We start from the raw sequence: 21,803 nt of genomic DNA, 5'->3' as shown, positions 1-21,803 counted from the left end.
ATTAACGTTTTTGTTCGATAAAAGCATCTAATAACGGGATGTCAGCGGGAGCCAGAGGATAGTGGTAAGCATCCTCTGGCGTTAACCATGCCAGAGCCGAGTGACAATGTAATACTGGCTCACCAATGAAGTTTTCAATATGCCAGGCATGCAATCGGATGATACGTTGCTGCGAGTCCCATTGATTGGTGGCAATATATCGACCTATTATTGCGTCAATATTTAATTCTTCGGCAAGTTCGCGCATCAATGCTTGCGGTTGACTCTCTCCAGCTTCGACTTTGCCCCCAGGGAACTCCCACAAACCGGCCTGATCGCGATGTGGATCCCGCTGCGCCAATAAAATCTTACCATCTCTCTCTATTATTGCCGCAACGACATCAATCATTTTCTATTTGCCCGATTACAACGTTTATTTGTAGTGTCAAAAAGTTGCCCTATAGGTAAATAGGGCGGCCGCAAGCTAAAATATGATTAGAGTGCGAATTCAGACCAGACCGGGGCGTGATCCGAGGGTTTTTCCATACTTCTAATATCGTAATCGATACCAGTAGCAATACAGCGCGCGGCCAGAGGTTGGCTTGCCAGTAATAAATCTATGCGCAAGCCTCTATTCTCGTCAAAACCACGCGAACGGTAGTCAAACCATGAAAATTGGTCATTACAATCCGGGTTTGCTGCACGGAATGTATCTACCAATCCCCAATTTTGCAGGCGCTCTAACCATGCGCGTTCTTCAGGCAAGAATGAGCATTTACCGGTACGCAGCCAGCGCTTACGGCTATCTTCGCCAATACCAATATCGAGGTCGGTTGGGCTGATATTTAAATCGCCCATAATTAGCACCTGAGCATCAGCTGAAAGTTGCTGCTCTAAATACTGCTGTAAGTCAGCATAAAAACGTTCTTTGGCGGGAAACTTAATGGGATGGTCGCGGCTTTCTCCTTGAGGGAAATAACCATTAATGACCGTTAAAGGGCCTTGTGGCGTGGCAATATCGGCCATGATAATACGGCGCTGCGCATCTTCTTCATCTGTGGGGAAGCCGCGACGAACCGCTAAAGGTTCATTCTTGGTTAGTAGTGCAACACCATAATGCCCTTTCTGCCCATGATAAAAGACGTGATAACCATGCTGACTGACCTCTTCAAGCGGGAACATATCATCATGGACTTTTGTTTCTTGAAGCCCGATAACATCCGGTTGATGTTGTTCGATTATTGCAGCCAACTGATGAGGTCGAGCACGTAGGCCATTGATATTAAAAGAGACAAACTTCATGGTCAGCACCGTATATTCGCTAGAAATGATGTCGAATATTAGCAGATGTCGAATGGAAATGTAATGTACAACAAAAGAATAAATAATAGAGCATAATGGAAATAGATAATAAGGATTATTGTTTGTCAACAAAACTCAAAATAACATATGAATATTTTTATATTTATCACGAGCTATCGTGATGTCATAGGTTGTTAATTAGACGTTGTATTGGATGTATTATCTATATTTAATGTCGCCTTTAACATAAAACCATAAATTATAGAGTATCCTGTTTTTTTTTGACAGGAAAATAAGTTTCAATCTTTCGTGATTGAAACATTATAAATATCTATTAGTGTGTCTTGATTACTCTCTTGGTACAAATGATTTAAGTCATCCTTTATAAACAGAAACTCACTTCAATTTTTTGGTGACAAATATTACAGGCATTTTTATTTTTTTCTATTAGAACGAGGTAACCGATTTTATCACGAGAAGAATAAAAAATAGTCATTTGATATCATAGATCTACATTGCGAACTCTGTTAAAAATATTTCCACTGTTAAGGCGGTAATACACGAAATCGCCAAAACTTTGATTGCAAAACATGCAACTTTACGTCGTTAGTGCCTACGCGATAATAACTTATTATTATATATTTCTAAATTATTTTAAATTCACTGGTATTTTTTTCATTACATATATAAACAATATCTACAGTTGGCATTATATACGTAGGCATGCTTGTCTTTTTTTCTGATAGTTTTTGACGCAAAGCAAAGGATTGGTGAATTATGTTTCTATCTCGTAAGTTGGAGGCCTTTATGGCCGTAGTAGAGAATGGTTCGTTGAGTAAGGCTGCAAGAGTGATGAACAGGACTACACCGCCTGTTGCGAAGTCGATAAAAGACTTTGAGAGCATAATAGGAAAAAAATTATTTAAACGAGAAAAGTTTGGCATGAGTTTAACGCGGGATGGCGAGGTTTTATATAATGATCTAAAAGATTTATATCAACAAGAAAAAGAAATCACCAAAAAACATCTCACAGGTCACGTTTCCAATATCATCAACATTTATTACGACTGGGGGAAAAGTGAAAAGTTGACGAATTTATATAGAGTGGCTGAGAAGAACAATATCCAGGCTAATATAATAAAGTTTCATTATGAAAATATTGATGAGATTGGAGACTATGATGGAAACTCACTTATCCTTTCGTCTGAAAAAGTCAGCAGTGACAGATTTATACTATTGAATGAAGTTCCGGACAGTGGATTTGGTATTTATGGTAGAAAAGACATAATTAATGAAAGTCCTGATATTATAAACATTCTTCATAATAACATTTGGCTGTGTAATCCTATGTTATATAGAAGTAAATTTGTCAAATATCTGGAGGAATGTGTTAAAAAACAATATAGTAAAGTCAATGTGAGGCAGGTGGATAACCTGGCTTGTTGTTTGAATTTCATCTATTCTGGCAGATATATCTGTATCACAGACTCCATTATGGATAATTTTAATGGTGACTCAAAATTAGATTTTATAGACTTAACAAACTTTCAAGATGAAAATAAATTATATTTCTACAAATCAAGGTCACATTCAAGTGTACTTAATAGGTTAATTGATTATATACATACTCTGGTGTGAAAATCTCGGCCGTTAATTTGCTATCGATAACGTTGGTCTTTATCTATTGATTCTTAGTAAGTTGATTTGGTTTTTTTATTGGATTTTATTTTTACACATGAACATATGATGGAGAAGAGCGACTGAGTAGAGATGGTGGTGGGGGAAGGATTATTCGTCACTTCGTTCCTCACCCTTCGGGCCGCCGCTGCACGTCGTTGTCTCGCTGCGCTCGGCGCGAACCTTGGTCGAAGGTTCTTACCTTCCTGATAATGAGGTTTATTTTGCTTGAAAGGCTTATCAGAAGGTTGGGATGATTATAGAGATATGGTGGTGGGGGAAGGATTCGAACCTTCGAAGTCGATGACGGCAGATTTACAGTCTGCTCCCTTTGGCCGCTCGGGAACCCCACCACTGGCCTATTTACTCAACAATATTGCTTAACAACAGTGTCTTGGTAAGCGGGGCGCATCATATCAAATGAAGCGCCCCTGTAAAGACTTGAAATGAAAAAAATAATTTGTTCGGTGCTTTTTTGTCCGTGGCGATGGTTATATCGGCAAAAAATATCGATTTATTGTGTGGTTACAGAATAACAGTACGGTTACCGTAAACAAAAACGCGCTGTGCTAATACACGATACAGCGCACGGCTCAGCACATTCTTTTCTACGTCTCGCCCGGCACGCATCATATCTTCGGCGGTATATGAATGATCAACATGGATCACATCCTGCATGATGATGGGGCCTTCATCCAGGCTGTCATTGACATAATGCGCTGTAGCACCAATGATTTTCACCCCACGTTCGTAAGCCTGGTGATAAGGACGCGCGCCGATAAATGCTGGCAAGAATGAGTGGTGGATATTAATAATCTGATATGGGAAACGTTGCACAAAGGCTGGCGTTAATACGCGCATATATTTTGCCAATACAACATAATCTGGTTGGTATTGTTCAATTTGTTCAATCAGGCGCTGATCATGTTGGTCACGAGTTAAACCTTCATGGCTAATAAGATGGAACGGTATATCAAAGCGTTCGACTAAATTCTGCAGCTCATTGTGGTTGCCAATGACAGCCGCGATTTCAACATCCAGACCGCCGTACGCGCTTTTCATCAATAAGTCGCCAAGGCAATGCGCTTCTTTCGTTACCATAATAACAATGCGACGACGTCCGGCAGTGTGTAATTCGCGGTTAGTCCCTTCAGGCAAGGCATCATCCAGATCAGCCAATAAGGTGGTATCGTTAAAAATACCCTCAAGCTCTGTGCGCATGAAAAAACGGCCAGTCAGATGATCGACGAATTCATTATTTTGCACGATATTCAGTTGGTGCTTGTAGCAGATATTGGTGATTTTTGCGATCAAGCCTTTGGCATCAGGGCAAATAGTGCGTAGCACTTTCTTTTGTATATTCTGGTGTGGCATAAGGTGGTAAATCCTGTCTTATCATGACTTGATGTTATGTAAATGTTCGATGGTACGGTCAGTAAGAGAACGATTTTACTGTTAGCGCCCGCAGCATTTCTTATATTTTTTTCCAGACCCACATGGGCAGGTATCATTTCTACCCACAGATGGTCGAATTCCGTCAATATAGTACCAGTGTTCTTTTATACGAAGGAAGCGGGAACGTTCATGCATCGCGCTAACCTGAGGACTGTTTGTATCTTTAAAGCGGGCAATGAACTCAACAAAGGCCTCATGATCTTCTGCCATTTCTGCAATAACGGTTAATCCCAGCCATGTGGTATTGCCGAAACTTTGAATAATTCCATCGCGCCATTCTTCGGCGTGGCAGTCGGGGTGCCAGGTTGCAATGAGATAATCCACATTCTTTTTCACGTAGGCACTATAACGGGAACGCATCAATATGGCCGGTGTGGCCGCAACTTCTGTACCCAGAATATAAGGTTCACAACACCTCTGATATTCAAGTGTGCTGTCGCAAGGACACTGTTCTGACAAAATTTCTCCAGATAATTACTATGCCGTGATAACGACTCGTTGCCTGTAAGCCGTCAAGCAGGGCTGGGAAAATCGAATTTTTGCGAATACTAAAGCTATCTTACCTAATCATGTGTTGAGGTTCAAAGTGGATAGCCATGCAAGAGAAAAGTTTGAGCTAAAAGATTTGTGATGGACGTCACAAAAATACTTGACCGCCGTTCCATTTCAGCGTAACTTTATAACTGTGATGTGTATCACATAAAAATAAAGATATTTACTGGAGCTACCTATGAAACTGATTAATAAAGTTATCGCAATGTTCGAAAAAATGAGCGTCTCATTTGGCACTATTAACGGTTAATTACTTCACCATTAATCCGTGATTCTTCACAATATTCTGGATGGAATTCAGTTTGCGGATGATGGTTCTGTATACATCGGAAACAGAATGTAAAATAACAGCATAATATGTAATTATCTGATTCTGAATTTGTTGTTATTATACAATATTTAGTATTTTGATTTGTATAATCCTGAATATTTATTCTAAATAGCTGCCATAGGGCGGCTATTTTGCATTTCAGCTGTTTTGAAAATAGTAAAACTCAAATGACCTAAATTAGATGCATGTACTTTATGCATGTTACTCATCATTTGCTCAGTGGCTGGAATCTAGTGATTTCATCATATACACACTTAATGGGTCATATTCATAGCGGCCAAATTGAGATATTAATTCAAAACCTAATCGCTGATATAATTTTATCGCTTCAAGTTGATAAACTCCCGTTTCAAGATAAATTTCATTTAAATTTAACGCATTAGCTTGTTGGAGTGACGCGGCTACTCGTCGTCGAGCAACCCCTTGGCCTCGATAATCTGGGCTGACAAAAACGCGCTTAATTTCAGGGTAGGGCGTCTTGGGCAGTGCCAGAATAGCGCATCAAACAATATCTTCCTCACATTTAGCAACATAAACGAATGTTTCTATTTGAGCCAAACTCTCGAGCGATTCTGCCTGATTACTTTCAGCGGGGTATAGTGCGGATTGATACGCATCTAATTGAGTCATTAATGTAAGAAGCTCAGGAATAAATAGGTCGGCTTGGCATATTTCAATATTCATAGTACCTCCTTTGATCCGATGCCTATATCTTAGTCAGGAAATGTAAAGTATTTGTATCAAAATACCAGAAGGAAAAATATTCACTATAGTTTCATCTGTAATGCTGCAAAGTAAAAGAATAAATAGGCGTTTTACTCCTTAGTTACAGTCAGATTGATGTGAACTATATTGATTGTCGGTATGTGACGTTACATTTATTTGATTTATACAGATGAGAGGCAGTGCCAAACCGATTATATATGGATGAAACATAATGAGAAAAAGTAAAATTGGACTGGCACTGGGGGCTGGGGCTGCAAAAGGATGGGCCCACATTGGCGTCATTAATGCGCTGAAAAAAATGGACGTCGAAATTGATGTTGTTGCCGGATGCTCAGTCGGCTCATTAGTCGGTGCCGCCTACGCGAGTGATCATCTGGATGCCATGGAGCGCTGGGTGCGTTCATTTAAGTACTGGGATGTTATCCGCTTGATGGATTTTTCGTGGCGGCGCAGTGGATTATTACGTGGGGAACGGGTTTTTAATGCTGTAAACGAAATAATCGAAGTACAGGATATTGCCGATTGTGTATTACCTTTCGGATCTGTAGTGACAAATTTAACTACCGGGCGGGAGTTATGGCTTACTGAGGGCGATATTAAGCAAGCGATTAGGGCATCATGCAGTATGCCGGGGTTATTTTCACCCGTATGGTTCGGGGGATATTGGCTGGTTGATGGTGCAGTAGTTAACCCGGTTCCAATCTCTTTGGCCAGAGCAATGGGTGCAGATAGGGTTATTGCGGTTGATTTACAGCATGACGCACATCTTATTCAGCAAGATATTCTTTCTACTCAAGCGCCTCTTGAGGACACGTTTACAGATATACCGGATAGTTGGCGTGGGCGCTTAAGGGCTCGAATAGCGAGTTTATCCTCTAACAACGTGACGAAAAATGCGCCCAGTGCCATGGAAATAATGTCTACATCAATTCAAGTATTAGAAAATCGGTTGAAACGTAATCGTATGGCCGGCGATCCTCCAGATGTTCTCATTCAACCTTATTGCCCACAAATATCCATGTTGGATTTTCATCGTGCGGATGAAGCTATTGCTGCTGGGCAATTAGCTGTGGAGAAGTGTGAGGAACAATTATATCAACTGATAAGGCACCGATAGCACAAGTTGGTGTTTGTAAAGCAGCACATAACAATTTCTGACAAGCACAAACAATCATTTTGAGCCACTATTACCATTAAGGTTAGTAAGAGAAGCAGTGCATGGAAAAACCATTAGCAGGTAAAAATATTTTAGTTGTTGAGGATGAAACCGTTTTTCGCTCAGTTATTGCGGGATTCTTAGGGTCACTCGGCGCGACAATTCACCAGGCGGAAAATGGGCAGGTAGCCTTGGAACAGCTAAAAATTCAGGTTCCTGACTTAATACTTTGCGATCTGGCAATGCCTGTGATGGGTGGGATAGAGTTTGTCGAGCGCTTACTGATTCAAGGGGTGAAGGTTCCAGTTTTAGTCATATCAGCAACCGATAAAATGACAGATATTGCTCAAGTCTTACGTCTGGGGGTAAAAGATGTTTTGCTGAAGCCGATTGGGGATCTAAATCGTTTACGTGAAGCCGTACTTGCTTGTCTTTACCCTGCATTGTTCACCTCACATGCCATTGAGGAACGTGAACTTATTCAAGATTGGGAGGCGCTGCGTAAGAATCCTTATGACGCCGCTCAGTTATTAAAACAGTTACAACCACCCGCTCAGCAGACTCTTGCACACTGCCGCATAAATTATCGTCAATTGACCATGGTTGAGAAACCCGGGCTGGTGTTGGATATTGCTGCACTGTCAGATAAAGATTTAGCCTTTTACTGCCTGGATGTCACGCGGGCTGGAGATAATGGCATTTTGGCGGCGTTATTGTTAAGAGTGCTATTCAACGGGATTCTCCAGGAGCATTTGGCACATCAACAACATCGCTTGCCGCAGATGTCATCTTTGCTTGAACAATTGAACCAACTCTTAAGGCGTACTCATTTGGATGGGCAGTTTCCTTTGCTTGTAGGCTATTATCATGTGGAGTATCAGAATCTGATTCTGGTTTCTGCGGGCTTGCATGCTAATGTCAACGCCGGTAAAAATCAGATCCAACTCAGTAATGGTGTGCCTCTAGGCACTCTAAAAACCACTCATTTAAATCAAATCAGCCAACGTTGTGATGCATGGCAGTGCCAGGTTTGGGGGGGAGGTAGCCGCTTACGCTTAATGCTTTCAACTGACGAATAGGTCTTACTGTGAGTTGATGACAGAATAAAGTATTTATTTAACTAATCTATTAGCGCAGTTTTTATCTGCAATGCCTATCCTAATATAAATGGTTCTATAACGAATCTGCGAAATAAACCTAATTTGTTTCAATCGATGTGTGCAGCCGAGATGTCCGAATGACCGGTTGATATACTTTCTTACTTATTTGTCTCTGAAATTTTTAACCTGCTTTATTGTTTGCAGGCAATAAAGAGTATCGCCTCAGGCTAAATTAAGGTTGGTTCTTGATAATGGTCAGTAGCGCGCTCTTTATTGAATATGAACTCGAGGACTGATCGAATGAAAGTTACGGTTTTTGGCATTGGTTATGTAGGGCTAGTCCAGGCAGCAGTCTTGGCTGAAGTTGGCCATGATGTCCTGTGCATAGATATTGATGAAAACAAAGTTGCTGACCTACAGAAAGGCCGTATCGCTATTTTCGAACCTGGATTAGCTCCATTGGTAAAAGAAAATTATGATGAGGGTAGACTCCGTTTTTCTACGGATGCAGCGGAAGGGGTGAAACATGGTGTCATCCAATTCATTGCCGTTGGTACACCTCCTGATGAGGATGGAGCTGCAGATCTCCAATATGTCCTTGAGGTTGCCAGTACAATCGCTAAGTATATGGATACTCCGAAAGTCATTATTGACAAGTCAACCGTACCAGTAGGGACTGCGGAGAAAGTGCAGCAAAGGATTCAAACTATTCTGCAACAACGCGAGAAGCAAATAGCTTTCAATGTAGTCTCAAACCCTGAGTTTCTAAAAGAAGGGGCAGCAGTCGCTGACTGTAAACGACCTGAACGTATCGTGATCGGTATTGATACAAATGATAACAGCGTCATCGATCTAATTAGTGAACTATACGAACCATTTAATCGAAATCACGACCGGATGTTAATTATGGATATCCGCAGTGCTGAGCTGACCAAATATGCGGCAAATGGTATGTTGGCGACTAAAATCAGCTTTATGAATGAAGTTGCTAATATCGCTGAGCGTCTTGGTGCAGATATCGAAAAAGTGCGGCAAGGCATTGGTTCTGATTCGCGTATTGGCTACCATTTTATTTACTCCGGTTGTGGCTATGGTGGATCTTGTTTCCCCAAAGATATTCAGGCGTTAATTCGTACAGCTGAAAGTTGTGGTTATCAGCCACAACTGTTGCAGGCTGTCGAACGTGTCAATAATGAGCAGAAATTTAAATTGGCCGAATTTATTCAGCATCATTTTGATTCACAACTGGCTGGAAAAACATTGGCTCTCTGGGGATTAGCATTTAAACCCAATACAGATGATATGCGAGAGGCTCCAAGCCGTATTTTAATGGAGGCTTTGTGGAAAGCCGGGGTAACTATTCAAGCATATGATCCTGAGGCGATGGATGAAGCACAGCGAATTTATGGTGCCAGGGATGACTTAAGATTAATGGGTACAAAGGAGGCAGCATTACAAGGTGCTGATGCTTTGATTATTTGTACTGAGTGGCAGAGTTTTAGGGCGCCCGATTTTGATATGATCAAGTCTCGTCTCAAGCAACCGGTTATTTTTGATGGACGTAATTTGTACGATCCGGAACGCTTAAATAGTCGAGGTTTTACTTATTACGGGATTGGTCGTGGCGATTCGATTAATCGTGCGCATTAAGTGATAAAGATGGTTTTATGTGTTGGGTACAAATCAAATTAGTTTTTGTTTTGTAGCCAACTCTAATCCCGCAGGATTCAGTCGCCGTGGTTTGTCACTGGGTTTCCCTTATATCACAAAACGATGGTGTCGATTTGGCTGTTATATCGATTATTGTATTGTTATAAATTAGCAGAGCATTCTTATCGACTTTCTGTGATAGTGGTAACAGCACGTTATTTATTGAAAATGATATGTTCAGATTGACTGTTGCTTATCAATTTTGGAGATAGGGTAATTTATCAGGATGTCGTCAATTTTTAACTCTTAAAATGAAAGCAAAAAAATACCCCCCATATAATAGGAGGGTATTTCTATCACAATAGTTAATTAACTATCACGATTACAGCAGGAAATCATCCAGTGATTTACCTTGTTCTTCAATGGCTTTCTTGATCACAGCTGGAGTACGGCCTTGGCCTGTCCAGGTTTTAACATCGCCATTTTCGTCTGTGTACTGATATTTAGCAGGGCGAGCAGCACGTTTTGATTTACCAGTAGCGGCTTTTGCAGCTGCCATGGTATTTAACAGTTCATTTGGATCAATACCGTCGGCAATAAGCATTTCACGGTATTGCTGTAATTTACGTGTGCGTTCTTCGATCTCTGCTTGTGCCTGAGAGTCTTCTTCGCGGCGTTCGTTAACGACCACTTCGAGTTTCTCAAGCATTTCTTCTAAAGTTTCAAGAGTGCATTCACGTGCTTGTGCACGCAGAGTACGGATGTTGTTAAGAATCTTTAACGCTTCGCTCATTGTCCTGGTCTCAAATTATAATTGGTGGGGGGGCGTCTGGATAATAATAGAGTGCTATTTTAATTTCTGCAATAGCCAATTTGATTAGCATACTCGAATTTACGTATTTTATTAGCGAAAAGTTGCTGCTTGCTACTAATAAACACAAGGCTCTTGTTATTATCTGAGCTGTTTTTAACGTAAATCTTCGTTTTACTCGCTAATGATCCTACTCGCTAACATGATTCTCTCACTAAGTTATAAGTTTGCTTTATATCAATAAAGCAAAAATACGTTACTTCTCATGTTGGGAGGCACAATAACTGAACATACAAGCGAAGCGCGATATTGATATAGCAGTGATGACATATTGCGTAAAAAAAGAGGCTTCTCCAGCTTTGTCAGATTGGGCAATATTTGTTATCACTATTTTACGAATTAATCATGACAACACATTACCCATATCATTAATGAACCAATCGTGCGGCCTGCATATCAAACACTATTGCTTTCATATCGCTCTAACCTGGTTAATGTTCAAGCAGTAATCCTTTGAGTGTATCAATATTGTGAAATGAGTCATGTAATGCGCCTAATAATAGAGAAGCATTTAACATGATAGTTCCGGCTGTATCATTACTTAATATAGAAAACAGTAATATACGGAAAGTAGTCTCTCCCCGCGAAACCCTGAATTTATGATAAACTGCGTACACATTGTCAATGTGACCATTTATTAGACTATTGGAGTTACGGGCCCATGGCTCAACTTTATTTTTATTATTCAGCAATGAATGCAGGCAAATCTACTGCGCTATTGCAGTCTTCTTATAACTACCAAGAGCGGGGTATGCGTACACTGGTGTTTACCGCCGAGATTGATAATCGCTTTGGGGTCGGAACGGTCAGTTCGCGTATTGGTCTGTCTTCACAAGCCCTGCTTTACAATAGTGGCACATCATTATTCTCTATTATCGCCACTGAGCATCAGGAAAAGCCGGTTCATTGTATTTTACTGGATGAGTGCCAGTTTCTAACCAAAGATCAGGTTCAGGAATTGTGCCAGGTGGTAGATGAATTACATATCCCTGTATTGTGTTACGGCTTGCGTACTGATTTCCTTGGTGAGTTATTCCCCGGCAGTAAATACTTGTTGTCATGGGCTGACAAATTAGTCGAGCTAAAGACCATTTGTCATTGTGGACGCAAAGCAAACATGGTGTTGCGTTTGGATGCACAGGGCCGAGCAGTGCACGATGGTGAACAAGTGGTCATTGGTGGGAATGAAAGTTACGTTTCAGTTTGTCGTCGCCATTATAAAGAAGCTATTAAAGCGGCTTGCCTTCAGCAATATCCCTAAATACCCCTAATTAGCAACAGAACACCTCACTGGCTATTTTATTCATACCGTGGGGTAGTTTTGCCTTTTATAAGATTAATGCCAAATAGAACCCTACAGCCCCATTCATAGCGCTCATTTGCACAACAAGCATCTCCAAAGATTATATTTTTGACTGAACACTTAAGTTAGGTGCCCGCCGCGGTGCATTGTTCAAAGCCGTTGTACAGATGACGTCGAGCTCATTCCTTATTTATATCCCGATACAAACATCACTAACGGGGCAGAGCGAATCTATCTTATGAGAGGTGTGAATGAGGTAAGGGTAGAGATAAATAGCCGTTATGACGCATTGAGAGGCCATACGTAAAGGTAAGTCGTAAGGAGAGGTGATTGACTTGAAGGATAATTGTAAAAAGAAACCCCCAACGATTGTCGGGGGTTATATCTTCTGCGAATAACCTCATCCGTGGACAAGGTTATTTGCCAAGATAGAGATTACTTCTTAGCTTTTTTCTCAGCTTTCGGTGCTGGAGCTGCTACAGCAACTTCTTCACGGTCAAGCTCTTCGCTAAATTCACGGCCGTAGTAAGTATCCATCAGGATCTGTTTCAGCTCAGAGATCAGTGGGTAGCGTGGGTTAGCACCTGTACACTGGTCATCGAATGCATCTTCAGACAGTTTGTCTACTTTAGCCAGGAAATCTGCTTCTTGAACGCCAGCTTCACGAATTGACGCCGGGATGCCCAAATCAGCTTTGATTTCATCTAACCAAGCCAGCAGTTTCTGGATTTTCTGTGCAGTACGGTCGCCCGGAGCACTCAGACCCAGATGGTCTGCAATTTCAGCATAACGACGACGCGCTTGTGGACGGTCATACTGGCTGAAAGCCGTCTGTTTGGTTGGGTTGTCATTCGCGTTATAGCGGATAACGTTAGAAATCAACATGGCGTTTGCCAGGCCGTGTGGAATGTGGAACTCAGAACCCAGTTTATGGGCCATTGAGTGACAGACACCCAAGAAGGCGTTAGCAAAAGCGATACCGGCAATAGTCGCGGCGTTGTGAACACGTTCACGTGCAACCGGATTTTTTGCTCCTTCGTGATAACTGGCTGGCAGGAATTCTTTCAGCAGTTTCAGCGCTTGCAGAGCCTGACCGTCAGAGTATTCGTTCGCCAATACAGAAACATAGGCTTCCAGAGCATGGGTTACTGCGTCCAAACCACCGAAGGCACACAGAGACTTAGGCATATTCATAACCAGGTTGGCATCTACGATTGCCATATCTGGAGTCAATGCATAGTCAGCCAATGGATATTTCTGACCCGTTGCATCGTCGGTCACAACGGCGAATGGTGTGACTTCTGAACCAGTACCTGATGTGGTAGTGACGGCGATCATTTTCGCTTTCACGCCCATTTTCGGGAACTTGTAAATACGTTTACGGATATCCATAAAGCGCAATGCCAGTTCTTCGAAGTGAGTTTCAGGATGTTCGTACATCACCCACATGATTTTGGCAGCATCCATCGGTGAACCACCACCCAGCGCGATGATCACGTCTGGTTTGAAGGAGTTCATCTGCTCTGCACCTTTACGTACGATGCTCAGGGTAGGGTCTGCTTCTACTTCGAAGAAGACTTCAGTTTCGATACCGTGAGATTTCAGTACGCTAGTGATTTGATCTGCATAGCCGTTGTTGAACAGGTAGCGGTCAGTCACGATGAAGGCACGTTTTGCACCGTCAGTTGCCACTTCTTCCAACGCGATAGGCAGAGAGCCACGGCGGAAGTAGATAGATTTCGGTAGTTTATGCCACAACATGTTTTCTGCTCGCTTAGCCACAGTTTTCTTGTTGATCAAGTGTTTCGGACCGACGTTTTCAGAGATGGAGTTACCACCCCAAGAACCGCAACCCAGCGTCAGTGATGGCGCTACTTTGAAGTTATACAGGTCACCGATACCACCATGAGAGGCAGGAGTGTTGATTAAGATTCGTGCGGTTTTCATTTTATCGCCGAAATACTTAACGCGCGCAGGCTGGTTATCCTGGTCTGTATACAGGCAAGATGTATGGCCGATACCGCCCATTTCCACCAGTTTTTCTGCTTTTTCAACTGCGTCTTCGAAGCTCTTCGCACGATACATCGCCAAAGTAGGAGACAGTTTTTCGTGAGCGAATGGCTCTGATTCATCAACAACTTTAACTTCGCCGATAAGAATCTTGGTATTAGCAGGAACTTTGATGCCAGCCATTTCAGCAATTTTAGTTGCTGGCTGACCCACGATAGCCGCATTCAGGCCACCGTTTTTCAGGATGATATCCTGAACAGCTTTCAGTTCTTTACCTTGTAACAGGTAGCCACCGTGGGAAGCGAAGCGCTCACGGACAGCATCATAAACTGAGTCAACCACAATGATAGACTGCTCTGACGCACAGATGACGCCGTTATCAAAGGTTTTAGACATCAGAATAGAGGCGACAACACGTTTGATGTCTGCTGTTTCATCAACAACAACTGGCGTGTTACCCGCACCAACACCGATAGCTGGCTTACCAGAACTGTAAGCAGCTTTAACCATGCCTGGACCACCGGTCGCCAGAATCAGGTTAATGTCTGGGTGATGCATCAGTTGGTTAGACAACTCAACTGTCGGCGCATCAATCCAACCAATAATATCGGCTGGCGCACCTGCAGCGATTGCGGCTTGAAGCACGATATCTGCGGCTTTATTGGTTGCGTCTTTTGCACGTGGATGTGGAGAGAATACGATACCGTTACGGGTCTTCAGGCTAATCAATGCCTTAAAGATAGCGGTAGAAGTTGGGTTAGTCGTTGGCACGATACCGCAAATCAAACCGATAGGTTCAGCGATAGTGATAGTACCAAAGGTTTTATCTTCTTCTAAAATGCCACAAGTCTTTTCATCTTTGTAAGCATTGTAAATGTATTCAGAAGCAAAGTGGTTTTTGATTACTTTGTCTTCCACAATACCCATGCCTGATTCTTCTACAGCTAATTTAGCCAGAGGAATACGGGCATCTGCTGCAGCCAGAGCTGCGGCACGGAAGATTTTATCAACCTGCTCTTGAGTGAAGTTGGCATACTCGCGCTGGGCTTTCTTGACGCGTGCTACTAGCTCGTTAAGTTCAGCGACATTCGTTACAGCCATAATGCTCTCCTGATAATGTTAAACTCTTTTAGTAAATGAGCTGTTGAAGCCTCTAGTATAGACAGGCTAAGCCGTGCTGTACTGTCAATTAGAGATAGTTTTTATAGCCTACTTTCTCATTGCTTACCGCTGATTTACTGAAAGAGCTTTAAGTACACTAGGAATAAAGTGGGGGAAAACGAACTATTTTCAACCCTGATACGCTATTTTCCAACAGAGTGACTTTCTACCACGGCTCTGAGCTTAACTATTCTTAGGTATGTTTTTCGTGATTTAAATCACAAAATCGTTAAGCTGACACCATTCAGCAATTATTAGTTGAGAGTAATTATCATTAACGCAAATGAAACGATAAATCATGACGTTAAATCATCATTAACACCACAGAATATTAACAATATTAGTTATTTTAGATGGTAATAATTAACCATGCATAAATGCTGGTTTATTCCATGGATTCCTATGACTAATTCTATTACATTAGCGCGCACATCTATTGGGGGACGTCCTAAGGGTGATTTTCAGTGAAAAGAACTGTTGTCAGGCATTTGGGCCATGAAGGTCTGAGCGGTACTGAGGACATTATTATGTGCACTGCAAATTTACCCAACTTAACCATAAGATGTGTTGTCTCGGGGCATTCAGTATAATGACCTGATATCTGTGATGTATTTACGAGCAATTTCGCGGAGTGATGTGTGAGTCAATCTCTGTTGGACCTTTCAGGTTACATCAAGTTTTTTGTTGGCTTATTTGCGCTGGTGAACCCGGTGGGTATTTTGCCGGTATTTATCAGTATGACCAGCTATCAGGCAGCAGCGGGGCGGAATAAAACTAACCTGACAGCCAATCTGTCGGTGGCGATTATTCTATGGATCTCTCTGTTCCTTGGCGATGCCATCCTGAAAATATTTGGTATTTCTATTGATTCATTCCGTATTGCTGGTGGGATCTTGGTGGTGAGTATTGCCATGTCGATGATCAGCGGCAAACTTGGTGAAGATAAGCAGAACAAACAAGAAAAAACAGAAACTGCGGTGCGCGAAAGTATTGGTGTCGTCCCATTGGCATTACCCTTGATGGCCGGGCCGGGTGCTATTAGTTCAACTATCGTTTGGAGTTCTCGTTACCACAGTTGGCAAAACTTGCTCGGGTTAACGGTCGCGATTGCGCTTTTTGCATTCTGTTGCTGGTTATTATTCCGGGCTGCACCACTATTGGTGCGATTACTCGGTCAAACCGGTATTAACGTGATTACACGTATTATGGGTTTACTGCTGATGGCATTGGGTATCGAATTCATAGTGACTGGTATCAAGGCAATTTTCCCCGGATTGCTTTAATCCCTGCGAAGACAACTCATCATAATTCCGCCTTCATCATAGTTAAAAGGTCACCTGTTTATTACCGGTGGCCTTTTTCTTGCCATTAGCATGATATTTAAGTCATCAGGCATTATTTTGGTGCAAATAATGAATGAACTTTAATCTATTGCACTCAAATGCTGCATTAATAGTTGCTCTGCACAAATAATTTGGCTTAAGGCCTATTTGTTTACCTTTAATAAATGGCTGATTAGCCGTCCGATTAAATTAAATACGCTATTTGTTGTTAAAATGCTCACATCATTCTGTAGGGCTTGTGCTGAATTTATCTAGATGTTATTAGTGATTACACTGCAATGAATAGGTGTTTATTCTGGTAACGGTAAAAATGTTAACTTTATGTTTCTTTCTGCTGTTTTTGAACATAATTTTTGCCGTAAATTTAAAATCGTTATTATATATAACCAATAAATTCAATGGATTACGGCTTGACTCGAATGCTAATATAATGAGTTACTATCGTTAGTACCCGATTGAAAAAGAGAATTGCTTAACATTTCTGTAAAAATTATTGGCGTCAGATTTCGGCTTCTGTTAGTTTTCGGACAACTCCATAGCGAGAGATTTCTTGTTTTTTCAATAAAACTGACGCGTAATTTTTATTTTTGGAATAGTTATTGCTAGTCGTTGTTGGCGGCAGATTGACGCAAAACCTTGAGAAAAACATCACAAGTCTCATAAAAGGGCGGTTAGAAATGCAAATAAAGTTTAAACAGCGACCTCTGGCAATAATTGGCACTATTTTGGGTTTATCTTTTTCGGCTGGATCAATGGCAGTAGCAGTTCCTCCTGGAGTGGAATTAGCGCTAGATCAGAGTATTACTATTAATAATGGCTCCGAAGTTGCTTCTTTAGACCCACATAAGGTCGAGGGCAATCCTGAAACCAATATTATTATGAATCTGCTGGAAGGGCTGGTGAGTAATGATGCGAACGGTCATATCATTCCGGCCGTCGCAAGTCATTGGGATAATGACGGCTATAAAGTCTGGACTTTCCATCTGCGTGATGACGCAGTGTGGAGTGATGACACACCCGTCACGGCGCAGGACTTTGTTTATAGCTGGCAGCGTTTGGCCAATCCTAAAATAGGTTCTCCCTACGCCAGTTATTTGCAGTATGCCCAAATTGAGAATGTTGACACGGTGCTAAAAGGTGTCAAAAAGCCAGATGAGCTAGGGGTAAAAGCATTAGATGCCAAAACCTTGCAAGTTACGTTAACCGAACCTGTCCCTTACTTTATTAGCATGTTGTCACACACCTCAATGAAGCCGGTGAAGCGTGATATCGTTGAAAAATATGGTGATAAATGGACGCTGCCACAAAACTTTGTCGGCAATGGCGCTTATAAATTAAAAGACTGGGTGGTTAATGAGCGTATTGTGCTCGAACGCAGTCCGACTTATTGGAATAATAAAGAAACAGTCATCAATAAAGCGACTTTCTTGCCGATTAGTTCTGAAGTGAGTGATATTAATCGCTATCGTAGTGGTGAAATTGATATTACTAACAGCGCCATTCCTCCCAATCTGTTTGCCAAAATGAAGAAAGACCTGCCAGCGCAGGTTCATGTCAGCCCGTATCTTTGTACTTTTTATTACGAAATTAATAATGAAAAAGCACCGTTCACTGATGCAAGGGTCAGAACAGCGATTAAGTTAACGCTCGATCGCGACATTATCGCCACCAAAATTATGGGGCAAGGGCAGATCCCTGCTTATGGCTTTACCCCAACATTTACCGAGGGCGCTAATTTTGTTTTACCTGAGTGGGCAAGTTGGCCACAGGAAAAACGTAATGCCGAGGCGAAAAAATTACTTGCTGAAGCCGGTTTTAATGCTGAGAACCCATTAAAGTTTAATTTGCTCTACAACACCTCAGATCAAAATAAACAACAAGCTATTGCTGCTGCATCTATGTGGCAAAAGAATCTCGGTGCTACTGTGACCTTACAGAATCAGGAATGGAAAACATCGTTAGAAAGTCGTCATCAGGGCCAGTTTGATGTTGCCAGAGCAACCTGGTGTGGCGATTACAACGAACCAACAGCATTCCTTAATATGCTGTTATCAGACAGTAGCAATAATACCTTCTTCTATAAAAATCCAGAGTTTGATGCATTATTAGCCAAAACGTTGGCCGCACCTGATGTTAAAGCCCGTACCGCTTTGTACCAGCAAGCAGAGAATTTGTTGGACAAGGATTCAGCGATGGTGCCGGTATATTACCGTGTCAGTGTACGGCTTATTAGGCCAACCGTGGGTGGATATAGCGGTAAAGACCCACAAGACTTGATTGATTTAAAAAATCTTTATATCCGTAAATTACAGTAGTGAAAAAGCGGTTAGCAGTAGAAGTCGTCTCATAAAGTATTTAGGAAAACAAACAGGGTAGTAGGAATGTATAACACAGTACGAATTTTCGTCTGATGTTAATACATATAGGGTATTACATGGCCGGATTCGTTCCCCGTGCGATGTAATTGACAAATACCTTTTAAAGGTGAAGCTCGCCTGACGATAGGGCGATGCAATAATAAAAACTGGAGTAGATATAAGCATGACCAACATCACGAAAAAAAGTCTCCTGGCTGCAGGCATTGTGGCTGCCTTGGGAATGACGGTTGTAGGCAATACTTTTGCAGCCAATGTACCCGCAGGCGTACAACTGGCGGAGAAGCAAGTTTTAGTTCGCAATAATGGTTCCGAGCCTCAGTCATTAGACCCACATAAAATCGAAGGTGTACCTGAATCAAATATCTCTCGTGATCTGTTAGAAGGATTGGTTATTAATGATCCTAACGGCAAGATCCTGCCCGGTGCAGCGGAAAGCTGGGACAATAAAGACTTTAAAGTATGGACTTTCCATATTCGTAAAGATGCTAAATGGTCAAATGGTGACCCTGTAACGGCACAAGATTTTGTTTATAGCTGGCAGCGCCTGGCTGATCCTAAAACTGTTTCTCCTTATGCAAGCTATGTGCAATATGCGCATATCGCTAATATTGACGATATTATCACCGGTAAAAAATCACCTGATACCTTGGGTGTAAAAGCTCTGGATGACCATACTTTAGAAGTGACGTTGAGTGAGCCGGTTCCTTATTTGGAAAAATTGTTAGCTCATCCTTCTATGTCTCCGGTGAACAAAACAGTTATTGAGAAGTTTGGCGAGAAGTGGACGCAACCACAAAACTTTGTCGGTAACGGCGCTTATAAGTTGAAAGATTGGGTCGTTAACGAACGTATTGTGTTAGAGCGCAGCCCAACCTATTGGGATAATGCGAAGACCGTTATTAATCAAGTTACATACCTGCCAATCTCTTCTGAAGTGACTGACGTTAACCGCTATCGCAGCGGTGAAATCGACATGACGTATAACAACATGCCGATCGAATTATTCCAGAAACTGAAAAAAGAGATCCCACAAGAAGTGCATGTTGACCCCTATCTGTGCACCTATTACTACGAAATCAACAACCAAAAAGCACCATTCACTGATGCCCGTGTCCGTGAAGCCCTGAAACTGGGTATGGATCGCGATATCATTGTCAACAAAGTGAAAAACCAGGGTGATTTACCGGCTTATGGTTTCACTCCGCCATACACCAGTGGTGCCGAGTTGACACCTCCAGAATGGTTCAGTTGGACACAAGAAAAACGTAATGAAGTGGCTAAAAAGTTACTGGCTGAAGCCGGTTACACTAAAGATAAACCACTGACATTCAACCTGTTATATAACACTTCAGATTTGCATAAGAAACTGGCCATTGCGGCGGCATCTATCTGGAAGAAAAACCTGGGTGTTGACGTTAAGCTGGAAAACCAAGAGTGGAAAACCTTCCTGGATACCCGCCATCAAGGGACTTTCGATGTCGCTCGTGCCGGCTGGTGTGCTGACTATAACGAACCTTCTTCATTCCTGAATATGATGCTATCTGATAGCAGCAACAACACCGTGCATTATAAGAGCCCGGCGTTTGATAAGCTGATTGGTGATACGCTGAAAGTTCAAACCGAGAAAGAGCGTGCCGGCTTGTATCAACAAGCTGAAGTCCTGTTGGATAAAGACTCTGCAATTGTACCGTTGTTCTATTACGTGAATGCCCGTTTAGTGAAACCTTATGTCGGTGGTTATACCGGTAAAGATCCACTGGATAATATGCACGTTAAAGATCTTTATATTATCAAGCACTAATATCTTAAGGGCAGCCGCTTAATTTGCGTGCTGCCCTTATTGCTTGATAATTCAAAAAGGCTAAAGGTACAGGCAATGTTAAAATTTATTCTACGCCGCTGTCTGGAAGCAATTCCGACACTTTTTATTTTGATCACCATCTCATTCTTCATGATGCGTCTCGCCCCAGGCAGCCCATTCACTGGCGAACGTAATCTTCCACCCGAAGTGATGGCGAATATTGAGGCAAAATATCACCTCAATGACCCAGTTTATAAACAGTATTTCAATTACTTGGGTCAACTGGCTCAAGGTGATCTTGGGCCTTCATTTAAATACAAAGACTACACGGTCAATGAGTTGGTCTCAGCGTCGTTTCCAGTTTCAGCAAAACTGGGGCTTGCGGCATTCCTACTGGCGGTAATTTTAGGCGTCAGTGCCGGGGTTATTGCTGCGTTGAACCAAAATACCAAGTGGGATTATACCGTCATGGGGTTTGCCATGACCGGAGTGGTTATTCCGAGCTTTGTTGTGGCACCTTTATTAGTGCTGGTTTTCGCCATTATATTAAAATGGCTGCCGGGTGGTGGTTGGAACGGCGGTGCACCGAAATTTATTATTTTGCCGATGGTGGCGCTGTCATTGGCTTATATCGCCAGTATCGCGCGTATTACCCGTGGCTCCATGATTGAAGTTTTACATTCCAACTTTATTCGTACTGCGCGGGCCAAGGGTTTGCCACTGCGAACGATTGTATTACGTCATGCGTTAAAGCCTGCGTTGTTACCTGTCTTATCCTATATGGGGCCAGCATTTGTTGGCATTATCACCGGTTCAATGGTCATTGAAACCATTTTTGGTTTGCCAGGTATTGGTCAGTTGTTTGTCAACGGAGCGTTAAATCGCGATTACTCACTGGTCCTGAGTCTGACCATTTTGGTAGGCGCATTAACCATTTTATTCAATGCGATTGTTGACGTGTTATATGCCGTTATCGATCCGAAAATCCGTTACTAGCACTGGAGCACG

The 21,803-nt window shown here is 42.1% G+C and carries 17 protein-coding genes, 1 tRNA gene and 1 other RNA gene; 9 read left to right on the top strand and 10 right to left on the bottom strand.

All coding sequences use genetic code 11. The annotated features are described in order from the left end of the window. Position 1: 1 nt before the first annotated feature. Entirely contained in the window at positions 2-388 is a 387-nt protein-coding gene (locus FTB31_RS18665; protein WP_077175374.1) for a pyrimidine (deoxy)nucleoside triphosphate diphosphatase, read from the bottom strand. An 86-nt stretch (positions 389-474) separates the two neighbouring features. Continuing rightward, a complete protein-coding gene (gene xthA, locus FTB31_RS18660) occupies positions 475-1,281 on the bottom strand; it encodes an exodeoxyribonuclease III (RefSeq protein WP_050075540.1) in 807 nt (268 codons plus the stop codon). Positions 1,282-2,058: 777 nt separating this feature from the next. On the opposite strand from xthA, the gene ytxR reads away from it, so the two are divergent. Further along, on the top strand, positions 2,059-2,919 hold the full coding sequence (ytxR, locus tag FTB31_RS18655; protein ID WP_050075541.1) for a LysR family transcriptional regulator YtxR: 861 nt from the start codon (positions 2,059-2,061) through the stop codon (positions 2,917-2,919). A 133-nt stretch (positions 2,920-3,052) separates the two neighbouring features. On the opposite strand, the gene FTB31_RS18650 is transcribed toward ytxR, so the two are convergent. The 6 genes from FTB31_RS18650 to FTB31_RS18625 form a co-directional block, all read right to left on the bottom strand. Further along, positions 3,053-3,180, bottom strand: a non-coding RNA gene (locus FTB31_RS18650) — RtT sRNA. Between the two features lie 46 nt (positions 3,181-3,226). Then, a tRNA-Tyr gene (locus FTB31_RS18645) sits at positions 3,227-3,311 on the bottom strand. A 172-nt stretch (positions 3,312-3,483) separates the two neighbouring features. After that, entirely contained in the window at positions 3,484-4,332 is an 849-nt protein-coding gene (gene purU / locus FTB31_RS18640; protein ID WP_005166151.1) for a formyltetrahydrofolate deformylase, read from the bottom strand. Positions 4,333-4,413: 81 nt separating this feature from the next. After that, positions 4,414-4,872 carry a YchJ family protein gene (locus FTB31_RS18635; protein WP_050075542.1) on the bottom strand — a complete coding sequence of 153 codons (459 nt, stop codon included), beginning with the start codon at positions 4,870-4,872 and terminating at the stop codon, positions 4,414-4,416. A gap of 640 nt (positions 4,873-5,512) precedes the next feature. Beyond that, on the bottom strand, positions 5,513-5,758 hold the full coding sequence (locus tag FTB31_RS18630; protein WP_230676981.1) for a GNAT family N-acetyltransferase: 246 nt from the start codon (positions 5,756-5,758) through the stop codon (positions 5,513-5,515). Between the two features lie 39 nt (positions 5,759-5,797). Then, positions 5,798-5,980, bottom strand: coding sequence for a hypothetical protein (locus FTB31_RS18625; RefSeq protein WP_227724561.1), 183 nt, complete (start codon positions 5,978-5,980; stop codon positions 5,798-5,800). 253 nt (positions 5,981-6,233) lie between these two features. On the opposite strand from FTB31_RS18625, the gene rssA reads away from it, so the two are divergent. The 3 genes from rssA (at position 6,234) to FTB31_RS18610 (ending at position 9,928) form a co-directional block, all read left to right on the top strand. Further along, on the top strand, positions 6,234-7,139 hold the full coding sequence (gene rssA / locus FTB31_RS18620) for a patatin-like phospholipase RssA (protein ID WP_050075543.1): 906 nt from the start codon (positions 6,234-6,236) through the stop codon (positions 7,137-7,139). Between the two features lie 101 nt (positions 7,140-7,240). After that, complete coding sequence (gene rssB, locus FTB31_RS18615) at positions 7,241-8,257, top strand: two-component system response regulator RssB (RefSeq protein ID WP_077174772.1); 1,017 nt, start codon at positions 7,241-7,243, stop codon at positions 8,255-8,257. Between the two features lie 321 nt (positions 8,258-8,578). Then, positions 8,579-9,928 carry a UDP-glucose dehydrogenase family protein gene (locus FTB31_RS18610; protein WP_227731686.1) on the top strand — a complete coding sequence of 450 codons (1,350 nt, stop codon included), beginning with the start codon at positions 8,579-8,581 and terminating at the stop codon, positions 9,926-9,928. Between the two features lie 382 nt (positions 9,929-10,310). On the opposite strand, the gene hns is transcribed toward FTB31_RS18610, so the two are convergent. Continuing rightward, positions 10,311-10,721, bottom strand: coding sequence for a histone-like nucleoid-structuring protein H-NS (hns, locus tag FTB31_RS18605; protein ID WP_004708400.1), 411 nt, complete (start codon positions 10,719-10,721; stop codon positions 10,311-10,313). Positions 10,722-11,460: 739 nt separating this feature from the next. Between hns and FTB31_RS18600 the strand changes: the two genes are divergently transcribed. After that, complete coding sequence (locus tag FTB31_RS18600) at positions 11,461-12,060, top strand: thymidine kinase (RefSeq protein ID WP_050075547.1); 600 nt, start codon at positions 11,461-11,463, stop codon at positions 12,058-12,060. A gap of 477 nt (positions 12,061-12,537) precedes the next feature. On the opposite strand, the gene adhE is transcribed toward FTB31_RS18600, so the two are convergent. After that, a complete protein-coding gene (gene adhE / locus FTB31_RS18595) occupies positions 12,538-15,213 on the bottom strand; it encodes a bifunctional acetaldehyde-CoA/alcohol dehydrogenase (protein WP_019079517.1) in 2,676 nt (891 codons plus the stop codon). A 698-nt stretch (positions 15,214-15,911) separates the two neighbouring features. Here adhE and FTB31_RS18590 point away from each other — a divergent pair. From FTB31_RS18590 to oppB, 4 genes are all read left to right on the top strand, one after another. Then, positions 15,912-16,556, top strand: a complete 645-nt coding sequence (locus FTB31_RS18590; RefSeq protein WP_050075548.1) for a YchE family NAAT transporter — start codon at positions 15,912-15,914, stop codon at positions 16,554-16,556. A 737-nt stretch (positions 16,557-17,293) separates the two neighbouring features. Further along, entirely contained in the window at positions 17,294-18,931 is a 1,638-nt protein-coding gene (locus FTB31_RS18585) for an ABC transporter substrate-binding protein (RefSeq protein ID WP_227731685.1), read from the top strand. Between the two features lie 226 nt (positions 18,932-19,157). Beyond that, complete coding sequence (oppA, locus tag FTB31_RS18580) at positions 19,158-20,795, top strand: oligopeptide ABC transporter substrate-binding protein OppA (protein WP_050075550.1); 1,638 nt, start codon at positions 19,158-19,160, stop codon at positions 20,793-20,795. 75 nt (positions 20,796-20,870) lie between these two features. Continuing rightward, on the top strand, positions 20,871-21,791 hold the full coding sequence (gene oppB / locus FTB31_RS18575; RefSeq protein ID WP_005164166.1) for an oligopeptide ABC transporter permease OppB: 921 nt from the start codon (positions 20,871-20,873) through the stop codon (positions 21,789-21,791). Positions 21,792-21,803: the final 12 nt, after the last annotated feature.

The sequence above is a fragment of the Yersinia proxima genome, assembly GCF_902170785.1.
In the GTDB taxonomy this organism is placed as follows: Bacteria; Pseudomonadota; Gammaproteobacteria; order Enterobacterales; family Enterobacteriaceae; genus Yersinia; species Yersinia proxima.
The sequence above is the reverse complement of the archived record's forward strand: the minus strand, read 5'-3'. Positions and strand labels throughout refer to the sequence as shown.